Origin of the sequence: Duganella rhizosphaerae (assembly GCF_040364205.1) — a bacterium.
GTDB lineage: Bacteria > Pseudomonadota > Gammaproteobacteria > Burkholderiales > Burkholderiaceae_D > Rugamonas > Rugamonas rhizosphaerae.
The window spans coordinates 73,508-97,131 of sequence record NZ_BPWK01000008.1 but is presented as its reverse complement, the minus strand read 5'-3'; the positions used below and the strand labels follow the sequence as shown (position 1 = coordinate 97,131).

The following is a 23,624-nucleotide window of genomic DNA, read 5'->3' as shown; positions in this document are numbered from 1 at the left end:
CATGCATGACGAACTTAAACTGCTCAGCGGCGCCATGGTCACGCTGGCGCTGGCCACATCGGCGCTGGTGGTGGTGCCCTTCCTTCAACTGAAGGACGTCGTACCGCCGGCCGGCCTGAAGCCCTACACCTCGGCGCAACTGCGCGGGCGCGAGATCTACATCGCCAACGGCTGCATCTACTGTCATTCACAGCAGCCGCGCGACAAGGCGCTGGCGCCGGACGACAAGCGTGGCTGGGGGCGCGCCCCGGTGGCCGGCGACTACCATTACGACAAGCCGCACCTGCTGGGCACCATGCGCACCGGCCCGGACCTGTTCAACATCGGCGCGCGCCAGCCCAGCCAGGACTGGCATCTGGGCCATCTGTACCAGCCGCGCGCCTACACGCCCGGCTCCATCATGCCGGCCTATCCCTTCCTGTTCGAGACCAGGGACAAGGCCGATCCCGGCGACCGCGTGCTGACGCTGCCGCCGGGTTACGAGCCACCGGGCAAAGTCGTCGTCGCCAGGCAGGAGGCGCTGGACCTGGTCGCCTACCTGCAGGGGCTGGACCACACCTATCCGGTATTCGAAGGGAAAGCCAAATGATCGAGCCGCCGAAGCATGACGCGCGTGAGCGCGAACACCCCGATCCGCACGAACGCAACCGCCCGGTACCACGCCTGGTGCTGGCGCTGGTGTCGGCACTGGTGATCTGGGCAATCGGCTACATCGCCCTCACCCAGCGCAACGAAGCGCCGGAGCTGGGCGACCGTCGCACCTTGTCCACGCTGGAAGGCAAGCCAGCCGGCGCTGGCGGCGCGGCCGACGGTGCGCAGGTGTACGCGGCCAACTGCGTGGCCTGCCACCAGGCCACCGGCGCCGGCCTGCCCGGCGTGTTCCCGCCGTTGGGCGGCTCCGAGTGGGTACTGGGGCCGGACAGGCTTCCAGTCAACATCCTGCTGCACGGGATCACCGGCAAACTGACCGTCAAGGACACGCCCTATAACGGCCAGATGCCGGCCTTCAAGGACAAGTTGAGCGACGCCGAAATCGCGGCGGTGCTCAGTTTTGTGCGCTCCAGTTTCGGCAACGGCGCCGGCAAGATCGGCGCCGACATCGTCAAGGCCGAGCGCGAAACCGGCAAGAACCGCAAAGATCCGTGGAACGGTGATGAAGACCTCAACCAGCTCAAACAGTAGCAGCCTGCGCTCCACGCTGGCCATGCTGGCGATGGTGTGCGCAACAGGCGTCGCGGCACTGTACTACGGCACCATGGGCTTCGAGGTGGTGTCGACCGAGGATGGCCGGCGGCTGGCCGTCAGTCGCCAGCCGCTGGAACTGCCTGCCGCGGCGATCCACCAGCCGCAAGCCGGCACGCTGGCGCAGATGCTGGGCGAAGATGGCCGCATCGCCATCGTCACCTTCTTCTACAGCAGCTGCACCGCCGTCTGCTCGGCGCTGGGCAACGAGCTCCAGCAAATGCAGGATGAGATAAGCAGGCGCGGCTTGCAGCACGCCGTGCGGCTGGTCAGCATCAGCTTCGATCCGCGCGATACCGCGCCGGTGCTGGCCGCTTACGCGCGGCGCCAGCATGCCGATCCGGCGCTGTGGCGCATGGTCGGCGTGGATCGCGAGGACCAGCGCAAAGCCTTGCTGGACGCGTTCGGCATCGTGGTGCTGTCCGCGCCGTTGGGAGAGTTCCAGCACAACGCCGCCTTCCACCTGATTGACCAGCAAGGCCGCCTGGCACGCATCGACGACTACGACGATCCGGCGCAGGCACTGGAAGACGCTGTGCAGCTGGCCCGCACCCCGGCACGCGGAGGCCGGCCATGAGCAGGCGGCGCATCGCTGTCGGCCTGGCCTGTCTCGCGCTGGCCGCGCTGGCACGCCACTGGCTGGAGGCTGCAATGCTACGCCACATGCTGCTGCAAGTGCCGCTGTTGCTCGCCGCCGGATGGATGCTGGCCGGCGGCGCGGCGCGATCAACAGCGCCCGCCGCCATTGCGCGCTGCGACCAGCATGGCGTCTGCGGCCTGACCGTCCTGCTCTTCGTCACCGCCTACTGGATGATTCCGCGCGCGCTGGAACAGAGCATCACCGCACCGGGGGCCGAGGCGGCGAAATTCGCCTCGCTGCTCGCGCTGGGCGCCATCATGCCGGGATCGCTGAGGCGCGCCAACTCGATCGTGCAGCTCTTCTTTCTCGGGAATTTCAGCTGGATGATGGCGGTCGCCGGCATCCAGTATCAAAGCATGCAGCAACGCCTGTGCAACGCCTACCTGCTGGACGACCAGGCCTGGACCGGCGTCGGACTGGTCGCCGCCTCGGTGGCGATTGCAGCTATCTGGTGCTGGCGCCTGGCGCCGGCGTTCATCAACCACTCAAACAAAGCCCATCATGTCCCAACTTCCGCTGAACCCCGCATCGATCGCCACGCTGGTCCACGAGTTCTATGACGCGGTCCGCGCGGACCCGGTACTGCAACCGGTATTCGACGCCGCCATCGGCGACAACTGGACTCCCCACCTGCAGCGCATGGTCGATTTCTGGTGCACCGTCATGCTGGGCAACCGCAGTTTCCAGGGCAACGTCTTCGGCAAGCACATGCTGCTGAATGGCGTCACGCCCGAGCACTTCATGCGTTGGCTGGCCCTGTTCGAAGCCGCCGCCACCCGTCTGTTCAACCCCACCGACGCCACCGAATTCAAAACCGTCGCCCGCCGCATCGCCGCCAGCCTGCAATACGGATTTTTCGGTGAAGTGAAGGTGACCTCACCCAAGGAGCAATCATGAAAGCCATACCCGACACCGCACAGCACTACAAAAGCAGCCCGGTCTTCACGCAAGACAGCGTGCCGGCCGCCCTGCAACGCAGCCACACCACCGCCGCCGGCGTGTGGGGCCGCATCACGGTATTGGAAGGCAGCCTGCTGTACCGCATCACCGATCCGTCGCAGCCGGCCGAGGAAGTCCTGCTCACGCCGGAGCGCCCCGGCGTGGTCGAGCCGCGCATCGAACACGAAGTCAACGTGGTCGGCCCGGTGCGCTTCCAGGTCGACTTCCACCGTTAATCCATCAACCAGTCAGGAACCAGCATGAACATCGACAAATTCAAACACCAGCATATCGACATCCTCAGCGCCATCGCCGACCTGCGCCGGCTGGTGCAAGCCGGCATCGCCGAACACGCGGCGGACATTTCGCAGCGCATCGTCACGATGAGCGGCATCATCAAGCTGCACCTGGCCGTCGAGGACCGCGTACTCTATCCGACGCTGGAGGCCAGCGGCAACGCGGCGCTGGCCGGCATGAGCCAACGCTACCGCAAGGAGATGGACGGCATCGGCGGCGAGTACCTCGGCTTCGCCGGCCGCTGGAACACGCCACGCCAGCTGGCCGAACAGCCGGAAGCCTTCCGCGATGAAGCCAACCGCGTGCTCAAGACGCTGTACGAACGCATGAAGAAGGAAGACCGGGAGTTCTATCCGGCCATCGAATCGGCGCACGCTCTGGCCTGAGGCGGCGACATGGACTAGCGTTTTTAGCCGGAATTGGCCTCCCGCAGGCCATGATTGGTCTCCTAGAATGGACGCACTCACCAACCACTCCGAAGGAAACCATCATGAACGCACGTACCGATTTCTACACCGCCTCGCCGGACGCGATGAAGGCCATGATCGCGCTGGAAGTCGCGGTCAACAAGCTGGGCCTGGAGGCGCCGCTGCTGGAGCTGGTGAAGCTGCGCGCCTCGCAGATCAACGGCTGCGCCTTCTGCATCGACATGCATACCACCGACGCCCGCAAGGCCGGCGAAACCGACCGCCGCATGCACGGCGTGGCGGCGTGGCGCGAGACGCCGTTCTTCACCGAACGCGAACAGGCCGCGCTGGCGTGGACCGAGGCGCTCACCCAGCTCTCCACCACCCACGCGCCGGACGCCGACTACGAACGGCTGCAATCCCAGTTCACACCCAAGGAACAAGTGGACCTGACGCTGGCCATCAACACCATCAACTCCTGGAACCGCCTGGGCGTCGGCTTCCGCAAAATTCCGGCGCTGTAAGGCTTCGGCGGCCGGCGTCAATTGTGTCTTGCATGTTCAGGACAACAGGCGCCGCCGGCGGCCCAAAAACCGCGCCACATCAAGCACAACCTTTAAACAAGCTTGCCGTTTGCATCATGTGATACCGCTTCCATTTTGCAATCCGTTGCCATGGAACAACGGAATTGTGACATTTTGTCTTAAAAACACCCACCTTTCCCCTCCCCCGGTCCACACTAAATAAGGCGCACAACAGCACAACTACAGCCGCCATTAACCTAAGGAGGGGTACACGATGAAACAACCCAAGCTTGCATTGACAACTTTAGCAGTCCTGAGTGCCCTGGCCACTACCGCCCATGCGCAAGACGGCATGCCGATCACCGTCAGCGGATTCGGCACCGGCGCGCTGACCATGACCAATTCCGACCAGGCAGAATTCAACCGCGTCAACCAGGCTTCCGGCGTCGGCAAGGACGCCCGTCCAGGCGTCGATTCCAACCTGGGCATCCAGGCCACCGCCAAGTGGAGCGACACCATCTCCTTCACCGCGCAAGGCCTGGTACGCAAGAACGGCAACAACGATCAATTCGGCGCCGAGCTGGCATGGGCCTTCGCCAAGTTCAAGGTCAACGACGACTTCTCGCTGCGCGTAGGCCGCATCGGCCTGCCGGTGTACATGATCTCCGACGTGCGCAACGTCGGCTACGCCAACACCATGCTGCGCCCGCCGAACGAAGTGTACCGTCAGGTCACCGCCGACAACGCGGACGGCGGCGACGTCACCTACCAGCACAGCTTCGGCGACACCACCGTGACCGCGCAGGCGGCGATCGGCCGCACCACGGTGCGCGCGCCCGGCAACTACCGGGTCGAATTCAAACCCGTGATATCGACCCAGCTGGTGGTCGAGAACGGCCCGTTCACCTATCGCCTGGGCCGTTCCCAGGCCAATTTCGGCATCTACGACAACGCCAGCCTGTCCGGCCTGGTGGGCACGTTGAACAAGGTCGGCCTGACCTCGGTGGCCAATGAAGTCAAGCTCACCGACATCAAGGGCACCTTCACCTCGGCCGGCATTGCGATGGACTACAACAACATCATCGGCCAGGCCGAATACGCCAAGCGCAAGACCGAATCGCGCCTGGTGCCGGACACCAGCAGCTGGTACATCATGGCGGGCTACCGCTACGGCAAGTTCGTGCCTTTCATCGTGCACGGCGACGTCAAGCAGGACAGCATCCGCGACTTCTCCGGCATGCCGACCGCCGGCCCGTTGGCCGCGCTGACCGCCGGCACCAACGCCGCCATCAAGTCCGGCCTGCAATCGACCACCGGCATCGGCCTGCGCTGGGACTTCTACAAATCTGCCGCGTTCAAAGTGCAGATGGACCGCATCAAAACGCGCGACGGCGCCGGCTATTTCCTCAATCCCAAACCGGGCTTTGCGGGCAGCACCGTCAACGTGTACGCCGCCGCCATCGATTTCGTCTTCTAAGGAGAATCCATATGAAAACGACAATCGGAAAAGTATTGTTGGCAGCCGGCGCCTGGCTCGCCATCGCCCCTGTGTTCGCGACGGAAATCGTCGTCATCGTCAGTCCGAAGAATCCGGCCACGCGCATGTTCGGCGAGCAGGCGGCCCAGTTCTTCCTCGGCAAATCGACGCTGTTCACGCCGATCGAGCATACCGACGGCCCGCTGCGCAACGAGTTCTATAAAAAAGTGCTGGACAAGGACTCCACGCAGGTCAAGGCCATCTGGTCCAAGCTGGTGTTCACCGGTAAAGCCAGCGCGCCGAAGGAACTGGGCTCCAGCGCCGAGGTGAAGAAGGCCGTGGCGGCCGATCCTCAGGCCATCGGCTACATCGAGAAGTCGCAGGTCGACGACACGGTCAAGGTGATCCTCACCGTGCCTTAAGCCAGCAGCATCGACCCGAAAGTTGGACCGCAACTTTCGGGTTTTAAAGATAGCGCGCCAGCTCATCGAGCGACAAGCTGCGCTCCGCAGTACCAGGCACGCTGCAGGCAAAGGCGCCGGAGATGGCGCCCAGCCGCATGCAGTCCTCGATTCCCATCCCTTGGAATTTCCCGTGCAGGAAGGCGCTGACGAAGGCGTCCCCCGCGCCATTGCTGTCGACCACCGGCAGGTCCAGCTTGGCGCACGGCACATGCAGCACCTCGGCATCGCCGCGCCGCAGCAGGTAGCTGCCCTGCGCGCCGGCCATGGCGATCACCGCTGACGCCCGTCCCGTATCGAGTATCTCCCGCATCACCTGCTCATGCCGCCCGCGCAAGGCCGCCGTGCTGAGAAAGACCAGGTCGGAACGCCGCGCGAAATCGTGATAATAGGGATTGCTGCCATCCCAGTCGTGCAGGTCGGTCGACACCGGCAGGCCGCAGGCTGCGGCGTCGTCGTACCAATGACGCGCCCAGGGCATGATGGTCAGGTGCAGATGCCGGGCGCGCTCCATGTGGGGCAGATAAAAGTCGCGCTCCATGCGCAAGTCGTCCGGATGGCGGCCGTCGTACAGCGACAGGCGGCGTCCGTCCGGCGACACCAGATTGACGCTGCGCCGCGTGCCGCTGGCATGCACCACGCCATGGAATTCCAGGCCGCGCTCGCGGTAGCGCGCGTGGACCAGTTCCGCCTGCGCGTCGGCGCCGATGAAGTCGAGCAGCACCGGACGATGTCCCAGCGCCTGCAAGCCCAGCGCCACGCCGTTGCCGGTGTGGGCGACGTAGTCGTACACGGCGGGTACGTGGATGGAATCCGCCTCGGCCAAAGGCAGCGACGGCACCAACACAATGGTGTCGATGCCGACACCGCCAGCGACCAGCACGCGCACGTCAGAAAGCTGTTGCATTTCACACTCCCGGAAGGTTGAGAATGTAGCAAAATAACAGTCAATACTTATGCAGTCAACAACATAATGCCTTTGTATTGGGCGAAATGTAGTTAAATTACCAAACTCGCGCCATCGTCAGATCTGCGCTATCCCGCCATCGACGAACAGCTCGATACCGTTGACGAAGCTGCTGTCGGCCGACGCCAGGAACAGCACGCCCTTGGCGATTTCCGCCGCTTCGCCCAGGCGCCCCATCGGCACCAGACTGGCCAGGTGGCTATGCAAGCCCGCCACATGGTCGGCCGGCACCAGCCCGGCCAAGCCGGGCGTGCCCACCGGACCGGGGCTGATGACATTGACGCGGATCCCGCGCGGCTTCAGGTCCAGCAGCCAGGAACGCGCGAAGTTGCGCACCGCTGCCTTGCTGGCGCTGTAGACGCTGAAGTTCTCCGTGCCCTGCACCGTCGTCGTCGAGCCGGACAGGATCACCGACGCGCCATCCTTCAACAGCGGCAAGGCCTTCTGCACCGTGAACAGCGTGCCGCGCACATTGGTGCCGAAGATGCGGTCGAAATGTTCTTCGGTGATCGCGCCCAGCGGCTGCATGTCGCCGCCGCCGGCGTTGGCGAACAGGATGTCGAGCCGGCCGGAACGGCGGCCGATTTCCGCATACACGCGGTCCAGGTCTTCCAGCCGCGCGCTGTTGGCCCGCACGCCGACGGCGCCGTGGCCGATGGCGTCGAGCGCCGCATCGAGCTCCGGCTGGCGGCGGCCGGTGATGTAGACCATCGCCCCCTGTTTTGCGAATTCCTGTGCCGTTGCCAGGCCGATGCCCGTGGTGCCGCCGGTGATGAGTGCTGTTTTGCCTGCCAGTTTCATGATGTGCTCCTGAGGTTGTGTTGAGAGCACCCACTTTAAGCCCGCGTCATTATTCGATAAAGTAGCTACAAACAAATGCTTTATTCACCTGTGTGTATAATCGAAAGCAGGAGGAATCATGGATCAGCTACTGGCAATGCGCACCTTCGCCCGCGTGGTGGAAGCCGGCACCTTTACCAAGGCGGCGGACTCGCTGCAAATGCCCAAGGCGACGGTGACCAAGCTGGTGCAGTCATTGGAGACGCACCTGGGCGTCAAGCTGCTGCAGCGGACCACGCGCCACGTCGCCGTCACGGCGGACGGCGCCCAGTACTACGAGAAGGCCACCCGGTTGCTCAAGGACCTGGGCGACATCGACAGCAGCTTCGGCGCGGCGCAGGCCATGCCGCGCGGGCATCTGCGGGTGGACGCCGGCTCCTCGGTGGCGAGCCGCATCCTGGTGCCGGCGTTGCCGGAATTCCTGGCGCGCTACCCCGGCATCCAGCTCGACCTGGGCGTCAGCGACCGCCATGTGGATCTGATCAGCGACAACGTCGATTGCGTGATCCGCGGCGGCGCCGTCACCGACCTGTCGCTGGTGGCGCGCCAGATCGGCAAGGCCGCATGGGTCACCTGCGCCACGCCGGCCTACCTGGCGCAGCACGGCACGCCCAAACATCCGTCCGAGCTGGAAGGCGATCACCGGGTGGTCAACTACCTGTCGGCCCGCACCGGCCGGGCGACGCCGATCGCCTTCGCGCGCGCCGCGCAGAAGGTCGAGATACGGCCGCGCCACGCCATCGGCGTCAATGAGAGCAATGCCCACTTCGCGGCGGCGCTGGCTGGCCTGGGCGTGATCCAGACCTTCGAGTACATCACCCGCGACCACATCGCCAGCGGCGCGCTGGTGCCGATACTGAAAAGCTGGCAGCCGCCGCCCTACCCCTTCCATGTGGTCTATCCGCCCAACCGCCACCTGAGCAACCGGCTGCGCGTGTTCATCGACTGGATCGCGGCGCGCTTCGGCGAATCCGTCTAGCCTTCCACCACGATCACCGGCCGCAAACGTTTGCGCGACGCCCGCGCGTGCGGCACCCAGGCGTGGGTCTGCCAGCGCCGCCACATGATCAGTCCGCGTATCCATTCGTCGGCGGCGTAGGCGATCCACACGCCCGGCAAGCCCCAGCCCAGCACCACGCCCAGCAGCCAGCTGCCGCCGGCCAGCACCAGCAGCATCGACAAGGCGCCCGCCATCACCGGAAAGCGCGCGTCGCCGGCCGCGCGCAGCGCGTTGATCACCACCAGGTTGAAGGTGCGGCCCGGCTCCAGCAGCACGGTAATCCACAGCAGCGTGGCGCCGGCCGCGATGATCTCCTGGTCCTGCGTGAACCAGCCCAGCAGCCAGCGGCCCAGCAGCGCGGCGCAGGCGGCGATCAGGATGCACACCACCAGCCCACGCGCCAGCGCGCGCCGCACCACGCCGTGCGCCTCGCGCAACCGTCCGGCGCCGATCAGGTAGCCGACCACGATCTCCACCGCCAGCCCGGTGGCGATGGAGAACATCATCACCCCGCCCATCAGTTGCAGCACATAGGCTTGCGTGGCCAGCGACCTGGCGCCCAGTTCGGCCGCCGTCGCCACGCTGACCATGAAGGCCAGCCGCCAGGCGATGTTCTCGGCCGCGCCGGGCAGGCCGATATGCAGCACCGCGCCCAGTTCGCGCCGCGGCAAGCGCCACCAGTCGTCGCGCGCCACGCGGATGCCCAGGTGCACGCGCCACATCAGCAAATGCAGCGCCAGGCCGATGGCGCGGCTGATCGCCAGCGCATACGCGTAGCCGGGCAGGCCGAGCGCCGGAATCGGACCCCAGCCGTGCATCATCGGTATCGCCAGCGCCAGGTGGCTGACGTGCATGATCACCAGCACCACCAGCGTGTCGCGGGTGCGCAGGTGGGCCCGCATCACGCTGGCCATCGACGCGTTCCACGCATCGAGCAGCATCGCCGGCGCCAGCGCCTGCAGCAACGGCGCCGCCAGCGGCAGCACTTCGGCCGGCGCGTTCAGCAGATGCAGCAGGCCGTTCGCGCCCAGCAGCGCCAACAGGCCGGTGACGGCGCCCAGCCAGGTGCTGGCGCCCACCACCGCGCAGGCGACGTGGTTGGCGGCGTCGCGCTGGCCGCCGCCCAGGTTCTGCGTGACCACCACGCTGACCCCGGCGCCGATGATGCGGAATAAAATGAACAACGTGGCCGACACCTGGCTGGCGATGGCGAAGGCGCCGCCAGCCTCGTCAGAAATGCGCGACGCCAGGCCGGTGCCGATGACGCTGGAGGCGATCGCCAAGCCCAGCTCGACGAGCAAGGGCCAGGCAAGATTGAACATGGGCGGGGTACGGATCGGCGTTTTGGCGGCGGGCATCTTGAGCTGGCAAAGAAGTGTTGCGAATTAATCTTAGTTTACATCAACTGGAAGCGCTTTCACTGTCACCATTGAAATAATCTATGGATGTAAAATCGTTAGCAAAGGATACACTTCCGCTGACTCAACACGCTACGACTATCATTGTGCGATTAACCATCAACGTCGTTGCCTTTTCAATCACCCTGCTGCTGAGCCTGCTCGGCGGGCGGGCCAACGCCCAGACGCTGACGGTGTTGTATCCCGACATCGGCGAACCCTACCGCACCGTGTTTGCCGAAATCCTCCAGGGCGTCGAAGACCAGGCCAAGGCCAAGCCGCGCGCGATCGCGCTGGGCGCCGGCAGCGACCTGAACGAACTGCGCAACACGCTCAAGAACGGCAAGGTGGTGATCGCCCTCGGCCGCCAGGGTTTGAAGGCGGCCGCCATGCTCGACCCGGCGCAGGGGGTGGTGGTCGGCGGCGTCGGCTCGGCGCCGGAGGCCGAACGCCTCAACGGCATCAGCCTGGCGCCCGACCCGGCCCTGCTGTTCGGCATGCTCAAGACCCTGCTGCCCGGCATCCGCCGCGTGATCGTGGTCTACAACCCGGCCAGCAACGAGGCGCAAATCCGCCTCGCGCGCGAGGCGGCCCGTGGCTTGGGACTGGAACTGGTGGCGCTGGAAGCGAGCGACCTGGCCGGCGCGGCGCGCGCCTACGAAACCCAGTTCGCCGCCGCCGACGGCCATCGCGACGCCCTGTGGCTGCCGCAGGACGCTATCACCGTCGAGGAAACCACCATCCTGCCGCTGGTGCTGAAGGAGTCATGGAGCCGCAACCTGCCGGTGTTTTCCAGCAGCGTATTGCACGTCAAGAAAGGCGTGTTGTTCGGCATGTACCCCAACAACGTGCAGCTGGGCCGCGACCTGGCCGCGCTGGCCCTGGCCGTGCAGAACGGCGACATGCCGAAACGGGGCGTGACGCCGCTGCGGGCGGTGCGCAGCGCACTGAACTCGCGCACCGCCAGCCACATCGGCCTGAATCTTGTCTCCAGCCAACAACGGAGCTTCGACGCGGTCTTCCCCGAGCCCTAGCGTTCAGGTCGCTAGCGGCGATTTTATTTCCGAATTGCAAAGTCTCGGCTTATACTATGAAAGCATCTTGACAGCGCCGTTCCTGGCGCCGTGGTAGCGATGTAGCAAAGATAGTATGATGAAAAACACAATATTCAAACTGCGGCGCTTGCGACGCGCCGGCGCCCTGCTGCTCGCCAGCGTCACCGGCGCGACGCACGCTGCCGGCGGCGTGGTGCCGTCGAGCATCGCCCTGGTCAGCGCCAGCGCCGCCCATGGCGGCATGCTGATCGCTCCGGTCGAACCGATCTTGCCACCGCCGCAGACGCCGTTGCGCGCCGACGTACGCCCCGTCACCCTGGCCCAGCTGGAAGACCAGCTGCGCCGTCCCGAATTGCAGGCCTCGATCGGCAAGGGCAGCATCGCCGTCGTCTATCCGAATGTGGAGGAGCCGTTCCGCTCGGCCTTCATCGCCATGATCCAGGGCATCGAGGAGCGCACCAAGCTCAAGGTGCGCAGCTATCCGGTCGACCCGAAAATCGATACGGCCGAACTGAACGCCACGCTCAAGCGCAACGGCACCAGGGTGGTGATCGCTTTGGGCCGCCAGGGCTTGAACGCCACCGCCGGGCTGGACCGCGAGATCGCCGTGCTGGCTGGCGGCGTGCTGCTGCTGTCGGACGCCGAGAACGTCATGGGCATCAGCATGACGCCCGATCCGGCCATGCTGTTCTCGCGCCTGCGCGTGCTGCTGCCGGAGCTCAAGCGCGTGATCGTGGTCTACAACCCGCAGAAATCCGAATGGCTGGTCAAGCTGGCGCGCGAAGCGGCCAAGGCCCAGGGCCTGGAGCTGCAAACCCACGTGGCCGGCGACCTGGCCCGCGCGGCCCAGCTGTACACCCAGCTGATCGGCGCCGCCGACAACCGCCACGACGCCGTCTGGCTGCCGCACGACAGCACCACCGTCGAGGAAAGCACCATCCTGCCGCTGGTGCTGCGCGAATCGTGGAACAGCGGCGTGCCCCTGTTCTCGAGCAACGTGTTGCACGTGAAGAAAGGCGCGCTGTTCGCCATGGTGCCCGACAACGTCGAGCTGGGCCGCACGTTGGCCTCCTCGGCGCTGGGCGTGATCGCCGGCGATGTGCGGCGCCGTCCGCTGGTGCCGCTGCGCGAGCTGCAGACCGCCATCAATCTCCGTACCGCCAGCCATATCGGCCTCAACCTGGGCGCATTGCAACAGCGCAGTTTCGACTTTGTCTACCCGCAGCCCTGATGATCTCCATAGTCCGTAACTTTCTCCGTCGCACCGGTTTCCAGCGCCAACTGACGGTCATCGTCTCGGCCGCCATCCTCGGCCTGGCCGTGTTTTCGGCGCTGATGAATTCGTGGGAAGCCAATGCCCGCATGCGCGACTACTTCATCGGCCAGGGCCAGCGCGTGGCCGACAACCTGGCGCGTCAGAGCACGCTGGCGCTGCTGTTCCACTCGGCCGAGAACGCCCGCGAGGTGGTCAATTCCACCCTCTCCTTCCCCGACGTGGCGGCGCTGCAGATCATGGACGCCAAGCGCAAGGTCCTGCTGTCCAAGGTGGTGGCCGGCGCCACGCTGGACGTCGCCAACCTGAACAAAGTGGTGCCGGCGCACGCCGGCCTGGTCGGCGAAACCGCCGACGGCTGGCTGTTCGCCGCGCCGGTGTACGGCGGCCAGAGCGAAGCCTCGCCGTTCGAATTGCAGGAACACCAGCAGCAGCTGCTGGGCTACGTCCACGTGCAGATCGCCAAGAACACGCTCAAGCAGCTGACCTGGTCGCTATTGCTGGGCAACCTGGCGCTGACGCTGTCGTTCGCCGTGGTGCTGCTGGTGCTGGGCCGCCTGCTGACGCGCCACATGATCAATCCGCTCAACGCGCTGTCGACGCTGATGCGCCGCGCCGAGTCGGGCGAATCGGGCATGCGCGCCGCCCCCGCCGGCCCGCGCGACCTGATCGAGATGGCGCACGCCTTCAACCAGATGATGAACGTGCTGGAACAGCGCGAGGCCGAGCTGAAGGAATCGCGCGACGCCGCCGTCAACATGGCGCAGATGAAGGCGCAGTTCGCCGCCACCGTCAGCCACGAGGTGCGCACGCCGCTCAACGGCGTGGTCGGCATGCTCGACATGCTGAAGGAAACCCGCCTCACGCCGCGCCAGCAGGAATTCGTCGACGTCGCCTGGAACTCGTCGCGCACGCTGATCGCGCTGATCAACAACATCCTCGACTTCTCCAAGATGGAAGCGGGCAAGCTCAAGCTGGAAGAGACCGAGTTCTGCCTCGGCACCCTGCTGTCCGAGGTGCTGGAACTGGTGGCCCGTCCCGCGCAGCAGAAGGCCGTGGCGCTGAACTGGAACGTCGCGCCCGAGGTGCCGGTGCGCATCGCCGGCGATTCGCTGCGGCTGCGCCAGATCCTCATCAACCTGATCGGCAACGCCGTCAAGTTCACCGACCAGGGCGAAGTGGCGGTCGGCGTGGCGCTGGCGCCCGGCGCCGACTTCGGCCTGCGCTTCGAGGTGCGCGACACCGGCATCGGCATGAGCGAGGAAGTGCGCCGCCACCTGTTCGAAGCCTACGTGCAGCCGGACCCGAGCACCACGCGCCGCTACGGCGGCACCGGCCTCGGCCTGGCCATCTGCAAGCAGCTGGTCGAACTGCTGGGCGGGCGCATCGGCGTCGACAGCGTCACCGGCGCCGGCACCACCTTCCACTTCACGATACGCTGCCGTCCGGCGCAGCAGCAGGTGGCCGGTCCGCCGCTGCCGATGCGCCCGCCGGCAGCGGCCAACGCTGCGGCGACGCCGGCCGCGGCGCCGCCGCCCACGCTGAGCCCGGTCGCCATGCCGGAGCGCCAGTTCCGCGTGCTGGTGGCCGAAGACAACCGCACCAACCAGATGGTGGCCGCCGGCATGCTGGCGATGAACGGCTGCGTCTGCGAATTCGCCGCCGACGGCGTGGAGGCGGTGCGCGCCGCCCAGCGCGAGCGCTTCGACCTGATCCTGATGGATTGCAGCATGCCGGAAATGGACGGCTACGAAGCCACCGCCCACATCCGCCTGGCCGAGCTGGCCATGGGCCGGCGCACGCCGCTGGTGGCGATGACCGCCAACACCCAGGTCGGCGACGCCGAAAAATGCCTGGCCGCCGGCATGGACGATTACCTGGCCAAGCCGATCACGCTGGTGGAGCTGCGCCAGAAGCTGGAAAAATGGCTGCCCCACGGCGGCCCGCTGAGCACCCCTGCCCACCAGGCCGCGCCGGCCGCCGCGGCAAGCGAGACGCGCGCCTACGGCGGCCCCTGCCCGGTCGACCCGGTGGTGTTCGACAAGCTGCGCGAAGTGCTGGGCGACACCCTGCCGCACGCCGTCACGCCCTACCTGGAAGACATGCCGGCCTGCCTGGACGAACTGGAACAAGCGGTGCGGGCCGGCGACATGGCCACCGCCCGCATCCGCGCCCACGCGCTCAAGGGCGCGTCCGGCAACTTCGGCGCCGAGACGCTGGCCCAGCTGGCCCAGCAAGCCGAGCACTACGCCGCCGAGCAGCAGCCGGAACAGATCGCGCCTTTGCTGGCGCCGCTGCGCGCCCACTACGAGGCGCTGGCCGCCTTCCTGTCCGCCGAGATCAGCGACGCCGCCCCGCTGGCCGCGCTGCCCGGCGACGACCGCCCGCAAGTGCTGGTGGTGGACGACGACCGCAGCACCCGCAGCACCCTGCGCCACACCCTGCAGCGCGACGGCTTCCACGTCGAGGAAGCGGCCAACGGCGCCGAGGCGCTGGCGATGCTGGCGCGCTTCCAGCCCGACGTGATCCTGATGGACGCGATGATGCCGGTGATGGACGGCTTCACCGCCTGCGCCCGCATGCAGGAACTGCCCAACGCCGGCGCCGTGCCGGTGCTGATGATCACCGCGCTGCAGGACAATTCGTCGGTCGAGCGCGCGTTCGCCGCCGGCGCCAGCGACTATATTCCGAAGCCGATCCACTATGCGGTGCTGTCGCAGCGGGTGCGCCGCATCATCGAGGCCAACCGCGCCGAGAAGCGCATCCGCCACCTGGCCTACAACGACGTGCTGACCAACCTGCCCAACCGCACGCTGTTCTTCGAACTGCTGGCCGCCAGCATCGACCAGGCGCGCCAGGCCGGCGACGGCCAGCAGGTGGCCGTGCTGTTCATGGACCTGGACCGCTTCAAGTACGTCAACGACAACCTCGGCCATGACGTCGGCGACCGCCTGCTGCAGGCCGTGGCCCAGCGCGTGCGCCACACCGTGCGCGCCGACGACGCCGTGGCCCGCCTGGGCGGCGACGAATTCACCGTCGTGCTCAACGAGCTCGACAGCCCGGCCGCCGCCGCCACCGCCGCCCACAACATCGTGCGCGTGCTGTCGGCGCCGTTCCCGATCGACGGCCACGACATCTTCGTCACCGCCAGCGTCGGCATCGCCATGTATCCGCACGACGGCGCCGACGTCGCCACCCTGGTCAAGCACGCCGACAGCGCCATGTACCGCGCCAAGCGCACCAACACCGGCTTCCAGTTCTACGAAGCGTCGATGGAGCATTCGATCTCCGAGCACGTGCGGCTCGAGAGCGACCTGCGCCGCGCCATGGAGCAGCAGCACCAGCTGGAAGTGTTCTACCAGCCGCAGGCCTGCCTGGACAGCGGCAAGATCATCGGCATGGAGGCGCTGGTGCGCTGGCGCCATCCGACGCGCGGCATGATACCGCCGGTGGACTTCATCCCGCTGGCCGAGGAAACCGGCCTCATCAATCCATTGGGCGACTGGGTGCTGCGCACCGCCTGCGCCCAGCTGCAGCAGTTCATCTGCGCCGGCCTGCCGCCGATGCGGGTGGCGGTCAACCTGTCGGTGCGCCAGCTGCTGCAAAAGGATTTCGCCGCCTCGGTCGAAGCCGTGCTGGCCGACACCGGCCTGGCGCCGCACCTGCTGGAACTGGAGATCACCGAGAGCACGCTGATGGAAAACGCCCAGGACACACTGGCCGCGCTGCACCGCCTGCACTCGCTGGGCGTGCGCCTGTCGATCGACGACTTCGGCACCGGCTATTCCTCGTTGTCCTACCTGAAGCGCTTCCCGGTCGACATCATCAAGATCGACCGCTCCTTCGTGCGCGACGTGCCGCAGGACGCCGACGACGCCGCCATCATCAGCGCCATCATCGCGCTGGCCCACAGCCTGCGCCTGGAAGTGGTGGCCGAGGGCGTGGAAACCGAGGCCCAGCTGGCATTCCTCAAAGGGCGCGAGTGCGACATGATGCAAGGTTTCTTCCTCAGTCCCGCGGTGCCGGCCGAGCAGTTCGCCGAACTGGTACGACGACATATAGACACGGCTACAACAGTTGCGGCAAAGATCTGTTGATTTTTATACCTTGGCAACAAGGGGCAGGCTAGAATCAAAAAAAAACGTAACAGGAGATAGCATTTTGAAAGTGTTGAGCGCCCAACGGCTGTATCTGACCGCGGCACTCACCCTACCGCTGGTGGCAGTGCACGGCATGGCCCAGGCCAGTGCCGATCCCGTGACGGAAGAAGACGAACTGGCGCTGGTCTACGGCGCCAGCGACAGCGTCAGCATCGCCACCGGCAATCTGCAAACGCTGCGGCGCGCGCCGGCCGTGGCCACCGTGATCACTGCGGCCGACATCGCCGCCATGGGCGCCACCGACCTCGACCAGGTGCTGGAAAGCGTGCCCGGCGTGCACGTCAACCGCACGCCCAACAGCAACTCGCCGCTGTATGTGGTGCGCGGCATCGTCAGCGCCTACACCCCGCAAATCCTGATGCTGCAAAACGGCGTGCCCATCACCACGGCCTATATCGGTAACAAGGGCAACATCTGGGCCGGCTATCCGCTCGAACACATCGCCCGCATCGAGATCATCCGCGGCCCCGGTTCGGCGCTGTACGGTTCCGACGCCTTCTCCGGCGTCATCAACCTCATCACCAAGGGCCCGGGCGAAGTGCCGGGCACCGAGCTCGGCGCCCGCACCGGTTCGTTCAACAGCCGCGACGCCTGGCTGCAGCACGGCGGCAAGCTCGGCCCGGTCGAAGTGGCCGCCTACCTGCGCGCCGGCCAGACCGACGGCAATGACCGCACCCTCGACGCCGACGCCCAGAGCCGCAACGACACGCTGTTCAAGAGCCACGCCAGCCTGGCGCCCGGCCCGCTCAACAACCAGTACAAGGCCATCGACGGCAACCTTGACCTGATCTATGGCCAATGGCGCGCCCGCTTCGGCTACAAGAAACGCTACGACATGGGCACCGGCGCCGGCATCGCCTCGGCGCTGGACCCGGTGGGCCGCCAGCAAAGCGAGCGCATCACCAGCAACCTGGCCTGGGCCGACCCGCAAGTGACGCGCGAATGGGGCCTGGGAGCCAGCCTCAGCACGCAGCAATATTCGCAGGAAGTGAACACCTGGTATCAGTTGCTGCCACCGGGCGCGACCTTCCCGACCGGCACTTTCACCAACGGCATGATCGGCGTGCCGGAGACCTGGGAGCGCACTTACCGCCTGTCCGGCTACGCCGACTACAGCGGCTTGCGCGATCACCACCTGCGCATCGGCCTCGGCCACGACGACATCGACCTGTACCGTGTCCATGAATGGCGCAACTTCAACTACGCGGGCAATGGCACGCCGATTCCACTGCCGGCGGTGATCGACACCACCAACACCACGCCATTCATACGGCCACAGCGGCGCAAGATCGATTACCTGTACCTGCAGGACGAATGGAATTTGGCCAAGGACTGGAGCCTGACCGCCGGCGTGCGCCACGACCATTACTCGGACTTCGGCGGCACCACCAATCCGCGCCTGGCGCTGGTGTGGGATGCCAGCTTCGACCTGACCGCCAAGCTGCTGTACGGCCGCGCCTTCCGCGCCCCGGCCTTCGTGGAAAGCTATGGCATCACCAATCCGGTCGCGCTGGGCAATCCGAACCTGAAGCCCGAGCGCAACGCCACCACCGAGATGGCCTTCAACTGGCAGGCCCGCAGCGACGCCACCGTCAACCTGACCTTCTATCGCTACGATATGAAGAACATCATCCGCGTCGTGCCCAATGTGGTGCCGGGCACCGGCGGCGCCTACGCCAACACCGGCGACCAGAAAGGCCACGGCATCGAGCTCGAATCGAACTGGACCGTGACACGCGACCTGCGCCTGGCGGGCAACTACGCGTGGCAGCGCTCCATCGACCAGACCACGCATACGGACGCCGGCTATGCGCCGCGCCATCACGCCTTCGGCCGTGGCGACTGGACCTTCGCCAGCGGCTACCAGGCCGGCGCGCAGCTGAACTGGGTGGCGGGCCGCATGCGCGCCTTCGGCGACGCCCGTCCGGCAATCTCCGACTACACCACCGTCGACCTGACTCTGGCGACCCACGCCGGCCGCAACCAGTGGAACTTCGCGCTGGCGGTGCGCAACGCCTTCAACACCGACGTGCGCGAACCGAGCCCGGCGCCCGGCCTGAGCCTGCCGCACGACCTGCCGATGGCGCCGCGCACCATCTCGCTGCAAGCGTCGTACAAGATGTAAGTGGCTGGCGATCCGGCAGGAAATTCGGCGTAGTGGCGCGCGCAAGTGCGCACATCGCTGGCGCGGGATGCGGCAGTTCCAAGCAATTTCGGCCGGGTCGAATTCGCGAAGTGGCGTCAGAATGAGCGGACGACATGCGCGGCGTCCCTGCCCGGGTCGCCATTTAACTGCAAACTAGTCTCATACAAGGAGGGGCCTATGCATCGCCTGGCGATATTCGACTACGTCTTCGTCGTCATGCTGGTTCTGTGTTTCCTCATCCGTGCCCCTTCCGAATACAAGAACAAAAAAATTCAGTCCGTTGAATCCAGGGAGGGTGGGAAAGCCAAGTTCTATTTGATGCTCGTCTTCACAGGCTCGACTACTTTACCACTGCTGTACCTCCTGACGCCCTGGTTCAATTTCGCGAACTACCGGGTCAGCGTCGGCGCCGGCTGCTTAGGCAGCGCGCTCGCGGTACTGGGCCTGTCTTTATTCTGGAAGACGCACCGGGATCTGGGCCGCCAGTTTTCTCCAACACTAGAACTCAAAGCATCCCATGAATTAATTTCCAACGGTATCTATCGCCACATACGGCACCCAATGTACACGGCCGTATTTACGGTTGCGGCTGCGCAGCTGTTCTTAATTGGGAATTTCGTCGTTGCACCCGCTTTCTTGCTCACCTTTGCACTCCTGTACTTCACCCGCATCAATCAAGAAGAACAAATGATGCTGGACCATTTCGGAACCGCTTATGCAGACTACCAGCGGCGGACGAATCGCCTGTTTCCTTGGTTCCGGCGGACTCCTTAAGAAAAGCACCATGCCGACGGCCCCTGTCGCGGCATATCACGCGGCGCGGCGCAACTGCTGCGCCTTGGTCGCAGGCAAGGCGGCGCGCGGCGCGACAGCCGGGAATGGCCGCACCGTGTTCTTGCTCCAGCCATCGGCATCGATCTTGAACGAGCCCACCAGCTGCGCCAGCTCGCGCGCCTGGTCCTGCATGGCGTCGGCGGCGGCCGCAGCTTCTTCCACCAGCGCGGCGTTCTGCTGGGTGACGTCGTCCATGTCGCTGATGGCGGCGGTGACCTGCTCGATACCGTGTTCCTGCTCGGCGCTGGCGGCGCTGATGGCCGACATGATGCCGGTCACCTTCTCCACGCTCAGCACGATCTCCTCCATCGTGGCGCCGGCCGCCTGCGCCAGTTCGCTGCCGCTGGCGATGCGCTCGGCCGATTCGTTGATCAGCAGCTTGATCTCCTTGGCCGCGCTGGCCGAACGCTGGGCCAGGTTGCGCACCTCGGACGCCACCACGGCGAAGCCGCGTCCCTGCTCACCGGCGCGCGCCGCCTCCACCGCCGCGTTCAGCGCCAGGATATTGGTCTGGAAGGCGATGCTGTCGATCACGCTGGTGATGTCGACGATCTTGTGCGCGTAGGCGTTGATGCTGGCCATGGTCTGCACCACCTCGGACACCACCTTGCCGCCCTTGCCCGCCACCGCCGACGCCGACTCCGCCAGGCGGTTGGCCTGGCGCGCATTGCCGCTGTTCTGCTTGACCGCCGAGGTCAGCTCAACCATCGCCGACGCCGTCTCCTGCAGCGCGCCGGCCTGGTGCTCGGTGCGGCGCGACAAATCCATATTGCCTTTGGCGATCTCGCGCGAGGCGGCGTCGATGGCCACCGCGCCGTCGCGCACACGGCCCACGGTATCGGCCAGGCGGCCGGTCATGTGGCTGAGCGCATCGAACAGCTGGCCGATCTCGTCGCTGCGGCCGTGCCGGATGGCGACATGCAGCTCGCCCGCGGCCACCTGCTCGGCCAGCGCCACCGCCTGCGTCAACGGACCCACGATGCTGCGGGCCAGCGCCAGCGCCAGTCCCGCGCCCAGCGCCAGCGACGCCAGGCCCAGGCCGGCGAGCATGGCGCGGCTGCCGTCGAACTGGCTGGCCGACTCTTCGGCCTGCGCCTTCGCCTGCTGCGTCTGATACGCCAGCAGCTTGCCCAGCGCGCCGGTGTAGGCCTGGAACACGGCGGCCATCTTGTTGTCCAGCAGATCGCCCACTTCCTGGGTGCGGCCGCTGTCCTTCAGCTTGAACAGTTCGGCGCGCAGCGCCAGGTAGGCGGCCTTCTTGCCGGCCACGGCACGCAGCAATTCCGTTTCCGCGCCCTGCGCCGGCATTGCCGTGAGCCTGGCTTCCAGGGCCGTGGCCAGCTTCTCGCCGGCGCTCAGCTGGGCCTGGAAAATGTCGCCCACTTCCAGGCTGTCGCTGCGGGCGATCGAGGTGGCGCGCAGCCCGTTCAACTCGGTCATGCCCAGCAGCTCGGAGGTCAGCTGCTGCCTGGCCAGTTTGTGGTTGACCAGGTTGGAGGTGGTGTCATTGGCCGTCTGCAAGCGCCACAAGGCAACGCCGGACATGCAGGCCATCAGGAACAACAGCGCGGCGAACGAGGCCATCACACGAACAGCGGTATTGAGTTGTGGAATTTTCATGACGTTTCGGTAAGAGAAGTGCGGTTCGCACAAGATGAGTGCGAATATACGCGCCGAATATGACCGGGATATTACCGCATGGCAACTTATTCATATATGTTTATGTGAAAACAATATATATTTTTCAAGAGCAATATTCTGCCGAATACGTATATACTGCTTTGACCACCTGCCTCCTCTGAAAATCGTGAGCACACTCCCCGACGCCGAAGCCGAACTGCTGCAATCCGAACAAGACGCCGTGCTCGCGCTGAGCAAGTTGTTGCGCATCTGGTACAGCGAGGCCGGCCTGCACGGCATGTTGCGCTCGCTCGACGCGACGCTGGCGCAGTGCCACGCCATCCGCGACGAGTTCGCCACCGAGAGCGAGGACCTGCGGCTGGACGCCGAACGGGGCGCCATCAGCCAGCACCTGAGTTTCATGCTGTCGCTATGCGCAGACTGATAACATACTTTTCTTTTGGTTAAGATGTAATCGGCTCGTAACAATTTCCCATTAGCATTACCGGCACTGTAGTCAACCAAAGGTTACTGGCCGTGGAGTTCAATGCCTCTCGTTTGCACCTGCCCCGTTTTCGCCTGTCCGTCGCCGCCGACCTGTGCGTAGAGACGGTCTCGGTGCTGTCCGACACCAGCAATTTCAGCGTGCTGGAATTGTTCACCGAGCGCCGTGATCTGATGAGCTTGCCGGTGCTGGAAAGCGACCGCCCTATCGGCCTCATCAGCCGCAACATCTTCATGTCGCAGATGTCCAAGCCCTTCTACCATGAGCTGTACGGCAAGAAGAGCTGCATCGCCTTCATGGACAAGGAACCGCTGATCGTCGACGCCGCCATGAGCATCGAGGAGCTGACCTTCCGCGCCGTCGAATCGGGCGAGAAGGCGCTGGCCGACGGCTTCATCGTCACCCGCGACGGCGGCCTGGCGGGCGTGGGCTTCGGCCTGCAGCTGATGAACGTGGTGGCCAATATGCAGGCCGAAAAGAACCGCCAGATCATGCACAGCATCGACTACGCCAGCGTGATCCAGCGCTCGCTGCTGCGCCCTTCCGACCTGGCGCTGGCCGGCACGCTGCGCGACGCCCACCTGGAATGGCAGCCGCGCGACGTGGTCGGCGGCGATTTTTATCACTTCGCGCGCTATCCGGACGGCTGGTTCGCCGCCATCGCCGACTGCACCGGCCACGGCGTGCCGGGCGCCTTCATGACCTTGATCTCGTCGTCGACTTTGGCGCAGGCCTTGCAGCAACTGGGTCCGCGCGATCCGGCCGCGCTGATCGCCGAGGTCAATCGCGGCGTCAAGAGCATGCTGGGCCAGGTCGAGCAGCGCCACAGCCAGCACGGCGCGCCGGCCTCCAACGACGGCATGGACGCCGCCTTCCTGTGGTTCGACAACGCCAGCCGCCAGCTGCATTTCGCCGGCGCCAAGCTGCCGCTGTTCCAGCTCGACCCGGACCAGCAGGCGGTGCAGACGGTGGACGGCGAGCGCATGGGCGTGGGCTACGTCGACACGCCGCTGGACTACGCCTGGACCAACAAGATCATCACCATCCCGGAGCGCAGCCTGCTGTTCCTGACCACGGACGGCCTGATCGACCAGATCGGCGGCCCGAAGGAAATCGCCTACGGCAAGCGCCGCATGCGCGACGTCATGCTGGCCCAAAGCGGCGCCGGCGCGCGCGACGTCAGCGACGCCATGCTGGCCGACTACCAGGCCTGGCAAGGCGAACAGCCGCGCCGCGACGACCTGACCTTTTTCTGTTTCCGCCCATAGGAGCGCCGATTTTGCTGTACGAAGAATTCAACGATTTCTGGGACGTGGCCCGCAAGCGCCACATCATCTTTTTCTACGTGGGCTATTTCTCGCAGCACGTGGTGGCCGCCATTTCCGAGACCATCAAGGCACGGCTGGACACCGCCGGTGCGGCCGGGCCGACGCGCCGCCGCATCTTCTCGTCCTTCGTCGAAATGTCGCAGAACATCATGCACTACTCGTCGGACACGCTGACGCCGGACGAACAGAGCGACCAGCAGATGCGGCGCGGCTCCTTCTGCATCGGCATGAAGGACGACAGCTTCTTCCTGCTGTGCGCCAATCCGGTCGACAACGCCAACGTCGAGCGCATCCGCAACCGCCTGGAGCCGTTGCACACGATGACGATGGAAGAGATCAAGTCCGCCTACAAGAAGGCGCTGCGCGACGAGACGCCGGCCGACAGCAAAGGCGCCGGCCTGGGTTTCCTTACCATGGCGCGCGACGCCAGCGAACCGCTGGAGTTCGAGTTCGTGCAGGAAGCGCAGCACCCGGACACCACGGTGTTCTGCATCAAAGCGATCATTTAAATC

Annotated in this window: 23 protein-coding genes; 19 read left to right on the top strand and 4 right to left on the bottom strand. The window is 65.6% G+C overall.

Features of this window, described 5'->3' with window-relative positions:
- Nucleotide 1 precedes the first annotated feature (1 nt).
- The 10 genes from RUGAMON1_RS18320 to RUGAMON1_RS18275 all read left to right on the top strand — a co-directional run bounded on the left by RUGAMON1_RS18320 (nucleotide 2) and on the right by RUGAMON1_RS18275 (nucleotide 5,948).
- Nucleotides 2-589, top strand: coding sequence for a cbb3-type cytochrome c oxidase subunit II (locus tag RUGAMON1_RS18320; protein WP_445231856.1), 588 nt, complete (start codon nucleotides 2-4; stop codon nucleotides 587-589).
- Nucleotides 586-1,182 carry a c-type cytochrome gene (locus RUGAMON1_RS18315; protein ID WP_445231855.1) on the top strand — a complete coding sequence of 199 codons (597 nt, stop codon included), beginning with the start codon at nucleotides 586-588 and terminating at the stop codon, nucleotides 1,180-1,182. Before RUGAMON1_RS18320 ends, RUGAMON1_RS18315 begins: the two co-directional genes overlap by 4 nt.
- Nucleotides 1,154-1,819 carry an SCO family protein gene (locus RUGAMON1_RS18310; protein ID WP_445231854.1) on the top strand — a complete coding sequence of 222 codons (666 nt, stop codon included), beginning with the start codon at nucleotides 1,154-1,156 and terminating at the stop codon, nucleotides 1,817-1,819. The genes RUGAMON1_RS18315 and RUGAMON1_RS18310 overlap by 29 nt, the downstream gene beginning before the upstream one ends.
- Nucleotides 1,816-2,442 (top strand): hypothetical protein, encoded by a 627-nt coding sequence (locus RUGAMON1_RS18305; RefSeq protein ID WP_445231853.1) that lies wholly within the window; start codon nucleotides 1,816-1,818, stop codon nucleotides 2,440-2,442. Before RUGAMON1_RS18310 ends, RUGAMON1_RS18305 begins: the two co-directional genes overlap by 4 nt.
- On the top strand, nucleotides 2,384-2,779 hold the full coding sequence (locus RUGAMON1_RS18300) for a group III truncated hemoglobin (RefSeq protein ID WP_445231852.1): 396 nt from the start codon (nucleotides 2,384-2,386) through the stop codon (nucleotides 2,777-2,779). The genes RUGAMON1_RS18305 and RUGAMON1_RS18300 overlap by 59 nt, the downstream gene beginning before the upstream one ends.
- Complete coding sequence (locus RUGAMON1_RS18295; protein ID WP_445231851.1) at nucleotides 2,776-3,057, top strand: TehB family protein; 282 nt, start codon at nucleotides 2,776-2,778, stop codon at nucleotides 3,055-3,057. The genes RUGAMON1_RS18300 and RUGAMON1_RS18295 overlap by 4 nt, the downstream gene beginning before the upstream one ends.
- A gap of 24 nt (nucleotides 3,058-3,081) precedes the next feature.
- Nucleotides 3,082-3,504 (top strand): hemerythrin domain-containing protein, encoded by a 423-nt coding sequence (locus RUGAMON1_RS18290; RefSeq protein WP_445231850.1) that lies wholly within the window; start codon nucleotides 3,082-3,084, stop codon nucleotides 3,502-3,504.
- Between the two features lie 104 nt (nucleotides 3,505-3,608).
- Nucleotides 3,609-4,049 (top strand): carboxymuconolactone decarboxylase family protein, encoded by a 441-nt coding sequence (locus RUGAMON1_RS18285; RefSeq protein WP_445231849.1) that lies wholly within the window; start codon nucleotides 3,609-3,611, stop codon nucleotides 4,047-4,049.
- Nucleotides 4,050-4,323: 274 nt separating this feature from the next.
- Nucleotides 4,324-5,526, top strand: a complete 1,203-nt coding sequence (locus RUGAMON1_RS18280) for a porin family protein (RefSeq protein WP_445231848.1) — start codon at nucleotides 4,324-4,326, stop codon at nucleotides 5,524-5,526.
- An 11-nt stretch (nucleotides 5,527-5,537) separates the two neighbouring features.
- Nucleotides 5,538-5,948: a type 2 periplasmic-binding domain-containing protein gene (locus RUGAMON1_RS18275; RefSeq protein ID WP_445231847.1), complete on the top strand. Its 411-nt coding sequence runs from the start codon at nucleotides 5,538-5,540 to the stop codon at nucleotides 5,946-5,948.
- A 43-nt stretch (nucleotides 5,949-5,991) separates the two neighbouring features.
- On the opposite strand, the gene RUGAMON1_RS18270 is transcribed toward RUGAMON1_RS18275, so the two are convergent.
- Nucleotides 5,992-6,894, bottom strand: coding sequence for a carbohydrate kinase family protein (locus RUGAMON1_RS18270; protein WP_445231846.1), 903 nt, complete (start codon nucleotides 6,892-6,894; stop codon nucleotides 5,992-5,994).
- Nucleotides 6,895-7,011: 117 nt separating this feature from the next.
- Complete coding sequence (locus tag RUGAMON1_RS18265; RefSeq protein ID WP_445231845.1) at nucleotides 7,012-7,755, bottom strand: SDR family oxidoreductase; 744 nt, start codon at nucleotides 7,753-7,755, stop codon at nucleotides 7,012-7,014.
- A gap of 118 nt (nucleotides 7,756-7,873) precedes the next feature.
- On the opposite strand from RUGAMON1_RS18265, the gene RUGAMON1_RS18260 reads away from it, so the two are divergent.
- The gene (locus tag RUGAMON1_RS18260; RefSeq protein WP_445231844.1) at nucleotides 7,874-8,773 is read left to right on the top strand and encodes a LysR family transcriptional regulator; all 900 of its coding nucleotides are present in this window, start codon (nucleotides 7,874-7,876) and stop codon (nucleotides 8,771-8,773) included.
- Here the strand turns inward: RUGAMON1_RS18260 and RUGAMON1_RS18255 are convergent.
- Nucleotides 8,770-10,152 (bottom strand): MATE family efflux transporter, encoded by a 1,383-nt coding sequence (locus tag RUGAMON1_RS18255; protein WP_445231843.1) that lies wholly within the window; start codon nucleotides 10,150-10,152, stop codon nucleotides 8,770-8,772. The two genes, RUGAMON1_RS18260 and RUGAMON1_RS18255, sit on opposite strands and share 4 nt — an antisense overlap.
- A gap of 146 nt (nucleotides 10,153-10,298) precedes the next feature.
- On the opposite strand from RUGAMON1_RS18255, the gene RUGAMON1_RS18250 reads away from it, so the two are divergent.
- The 5 genes from RUGAMON1_RS18250 (at nucleotide 10,299) to RUGAMON1_RS18230 (ending at nucleotide 19,599) form a co-directional block, all read left to right on the top strand.
- Nucleotides 10,299-11,225 carry an ABC transporter substrate-binding protein gene (locus RUGAMON1_RS18250; RefSeq protein ID WP_445231842.1) on the top strand — a complete coding sequence of 309 codons (927 nt, stop codon included), beginning with the start codon at nucleotides 10,299-10,301 and terminating at the stop codon, nucleotides 11,223-11,225.
- Nucleotides 11,226-11,343: 118 nt separating this feature from the next.
- Nucleotides 11,344-12,477 carry an ABC transporter substrate-binding protein gene (locus RUGAMON1_RS18245; RefSeq protein ID WP_445231841.1) on the top strand — a complete coding sequence of 378 codons (1,134 nt, stop codon included), beginning with the start codon at nucleotides 11,344-11,346 and terminating at the stop codon, nucleotides 12,475-12,477.
- Nucleotides 12,477-16,616, top strand: coding sequence for an EAL domain-containing protein (locus RUGAMON1_RS18240; protein WP_445231840.1), 4,140 nt, complete (start codon nucleotides 12,477-12,479; stop codon nucleotides 16,614-16,616). The genes RUGAMON1_RS18245 and RUGAMON1_RS18240 overlap by 1 nt, the downstream gene beginning before the upstream one ends.
- Before the next feature lie 70 nt (nucleotides 16,617-16,686).
- A complete protein-coding gene (locus tag RUGAMON1_RS18235; protein ID WP_445232078.1) occupies nucleotides 16,687-18,804 on the top strand; it encodes a TonB-dependent receptor plug domain-containing protein in 2,118 nt (705 codons plus the stop codon).
- Nucleotides 18,805-19,002: 198 nt separating this feature from the next.
- Complete coding sequence (locus RUGAMON1_RS18230) at nucleotides 19,003-19,599, top strand: protein-S-isoprenylcysteine O-methyltransferase (RefSeq protein ID WP_445231839.1); 597 nt, start codon at nucleotides 19,003-19,005, stop codon at nucleotides 19,597-19,599.
- 36 nt (nucleotides 19,600-19,635) lie between these two features.
- Here RUGAMON1_RS18230 and RUGAMON1_RS18225 read toward each other — a convergent pair whose 3' ends face one another.
- Entirely contained in the window at nucleotides 19,636-21,279 is a 1,644-nt protein-coding gene (locus RUGAMON1_RS18225) for a methyl-accepting chemotaxis protein (RefSeq protein ID WP_445231838.1), read from the bottom strand.
- Between the two features lie 187 nt (nucleotides 21,280-21,466).
- On the opposite strand from RUGAMON1_RS18225, the gene RUGAMON1_RS18220 reads away from it, so the two are divergent.
- The 3 genes from RUGAMON1_RS18220 (at nucleotide 21,467) to RUGAMON1_RS18210 (ending at nucleotide 23,621) form a co-directional block, all read left to right on the top strand.
- Entirely contained in the window at nucleotides 21,467-21,724 is a 258-nt protein-coding gene (locus RUGAMON1_RS18220) for a hypothetical protein (RefSeq protein ID WP_445231837.1), read from the top strand.
- 113 nt (nucleotides 21,725-21,837) lie between these two features.
- Nucleotides 21,838-23,052: a SpoIIE family protein phosphatase gene (locus tag RUGAMON1_RS18215; protein WP_445231836.1), complete on the top strand. Its 1,215-nt coding sequence runs from the start codon at nucleotides 21,838-21,840 to the stop codon at nucleotides 23,050-23,052.
- An 11-nt stretch (nucleotides 23,053-23,063) separates the two neighbouring features.
- A complete protein-coding gene (locus RUGAMON1_RS18210; RefSeq protein WP_445231835.1) occupies nucleotides 23,064-23,621 on the top strand; it encodes a SiaB family protein kinase in 558 nt (185 codons plus the stop codon).
- The last annotated feature ends 3 nt before the right edge of the window (nucleotides 23,622-23,624 follow it).

Coding starts and splice junctions, on each gene's coding strand:
- RUGAMON1_RS18320 (WP_445231856.1), top strand. CDS start 2: ATGCATGACGAACTTAAACTGCTCAGCGGCGCCATGGTCACGCTGGCG.
- RUGAMON1_RS18315 (WP_445231855.1), top strand. CDS start 586: ATGATCGAGCCGCCGAAGCATGACGCGCGTGAGCGCGAACACCCCGAT.
- RUGAMON1_RS18310 (WP_445231854.1), top strand. CDS start 1,154: ATGAAGACCTCAACCAGCTCAAACAGTAGCAGCCTGCGCTCCACGCTG.
- RUGAMON1_RS18305 (WP_445231853.1), top strand. CDS start 1,816: ATGAGCAGGCGGCGCATCGCTGTCGGCCTGGCCTGTCTCGCGCTGGCC.
- RUGAMON1_RS18300 (WP_445231852.1), top strand. CDS start 2,384: ATGTCCCAACTTCCGCTGAACCCCGCATCGATCGCCACGCTGGTCCAC.
- RUGAMON1_RS18295 (WP_445231851.1), top strand. CDS start 2,776: ATGAAAGCCATACCCGACACCGCACAGCACTACAAAAGCAGCCCGGTC.
- RUGAMON1_RS18290 (WP_445231850.1), top strand. CDS start 3,082: ATGAACATCGACAAATTCAAACACCAGCATATCGACATCCTCAGCGCC.
- RUGAMON1_RS18285 (WP_445231849.1), top strand. CDS start 3,609: ATGAACGCACGTACCGATTTCTACACCGCCTCGCCGGACGCGATGAAG.
- RUGAMON1_RS18280 (WP_445231848.1), top strand. CDS start 4,324: ATGAAACAACCCAAGCTTGCATTGACAACTTTAGCAGTCCTGAGTGCC.
- RUGAMON1_RS18275 (WP_445231847.1), top strand. CDS start 5,538: ATGAAAACGACAATCGGAAAAGTATTGTTGGCAGCCGGCGCCTGGCTC.
- RUGAMON1_RS18270 (WP_445231846.1), bottom strand. CDS start 6,894: ATGCAACAGCTTTCTGACGTGCGCGTGCTGGTCGCTGGCGGTGTCGGC.
- RUGAMON1_RS18265 (WP_445231845.1), bottom strand. CDS start 7,755: ATGAAACTGGCAGGCAAAACAGCACTCATCACCGGCGGCACCACGGGC.
- RUGAMON1_RS18260 (WP_445231844.1), top strand. CDS start 7,874: ATGGATCAGCTACTGGCAATGCGCACCTTCGCCCGCGTGGTGGAAGCC.
- RUGAMON1_RS18255 (WP_445231843.1), bottom strand. CDS start 10,152: ATGCCCGCCGCCAAAACGCCGATCCGTACCCCGCCCATGTTCAATCTT.
- RUGAMON1_RS18245 (WP_445231841.1), top strand. CDS start 11,344: ATGAAAAACACAATATTCAAACTGCGGCGCTTGCGACGCGCCGGCGCC.
- RUGAMON1_RS18240 (WP_445231840.1), top strand. CDS start 12,477: ATGATCTCCATAGTCCGTAACTTTCTCCGTCGCACCGGTTTCCAGCGC.
- RUGAMON1_RS18230 (WP_445231839.1), top strand. CDS start 19,003: ATGCATCGCCTGGCGATATTCGACTACGTCTTCGTCGTCATGCTGGTT.
- RUGAMON1_RS18225 (WP_445231838.1), bottom strand. CDS start 21,279: ATGAAAATTCCACAACTCAATACCGCTGTTCGTGTGATGGCCTCGTTC.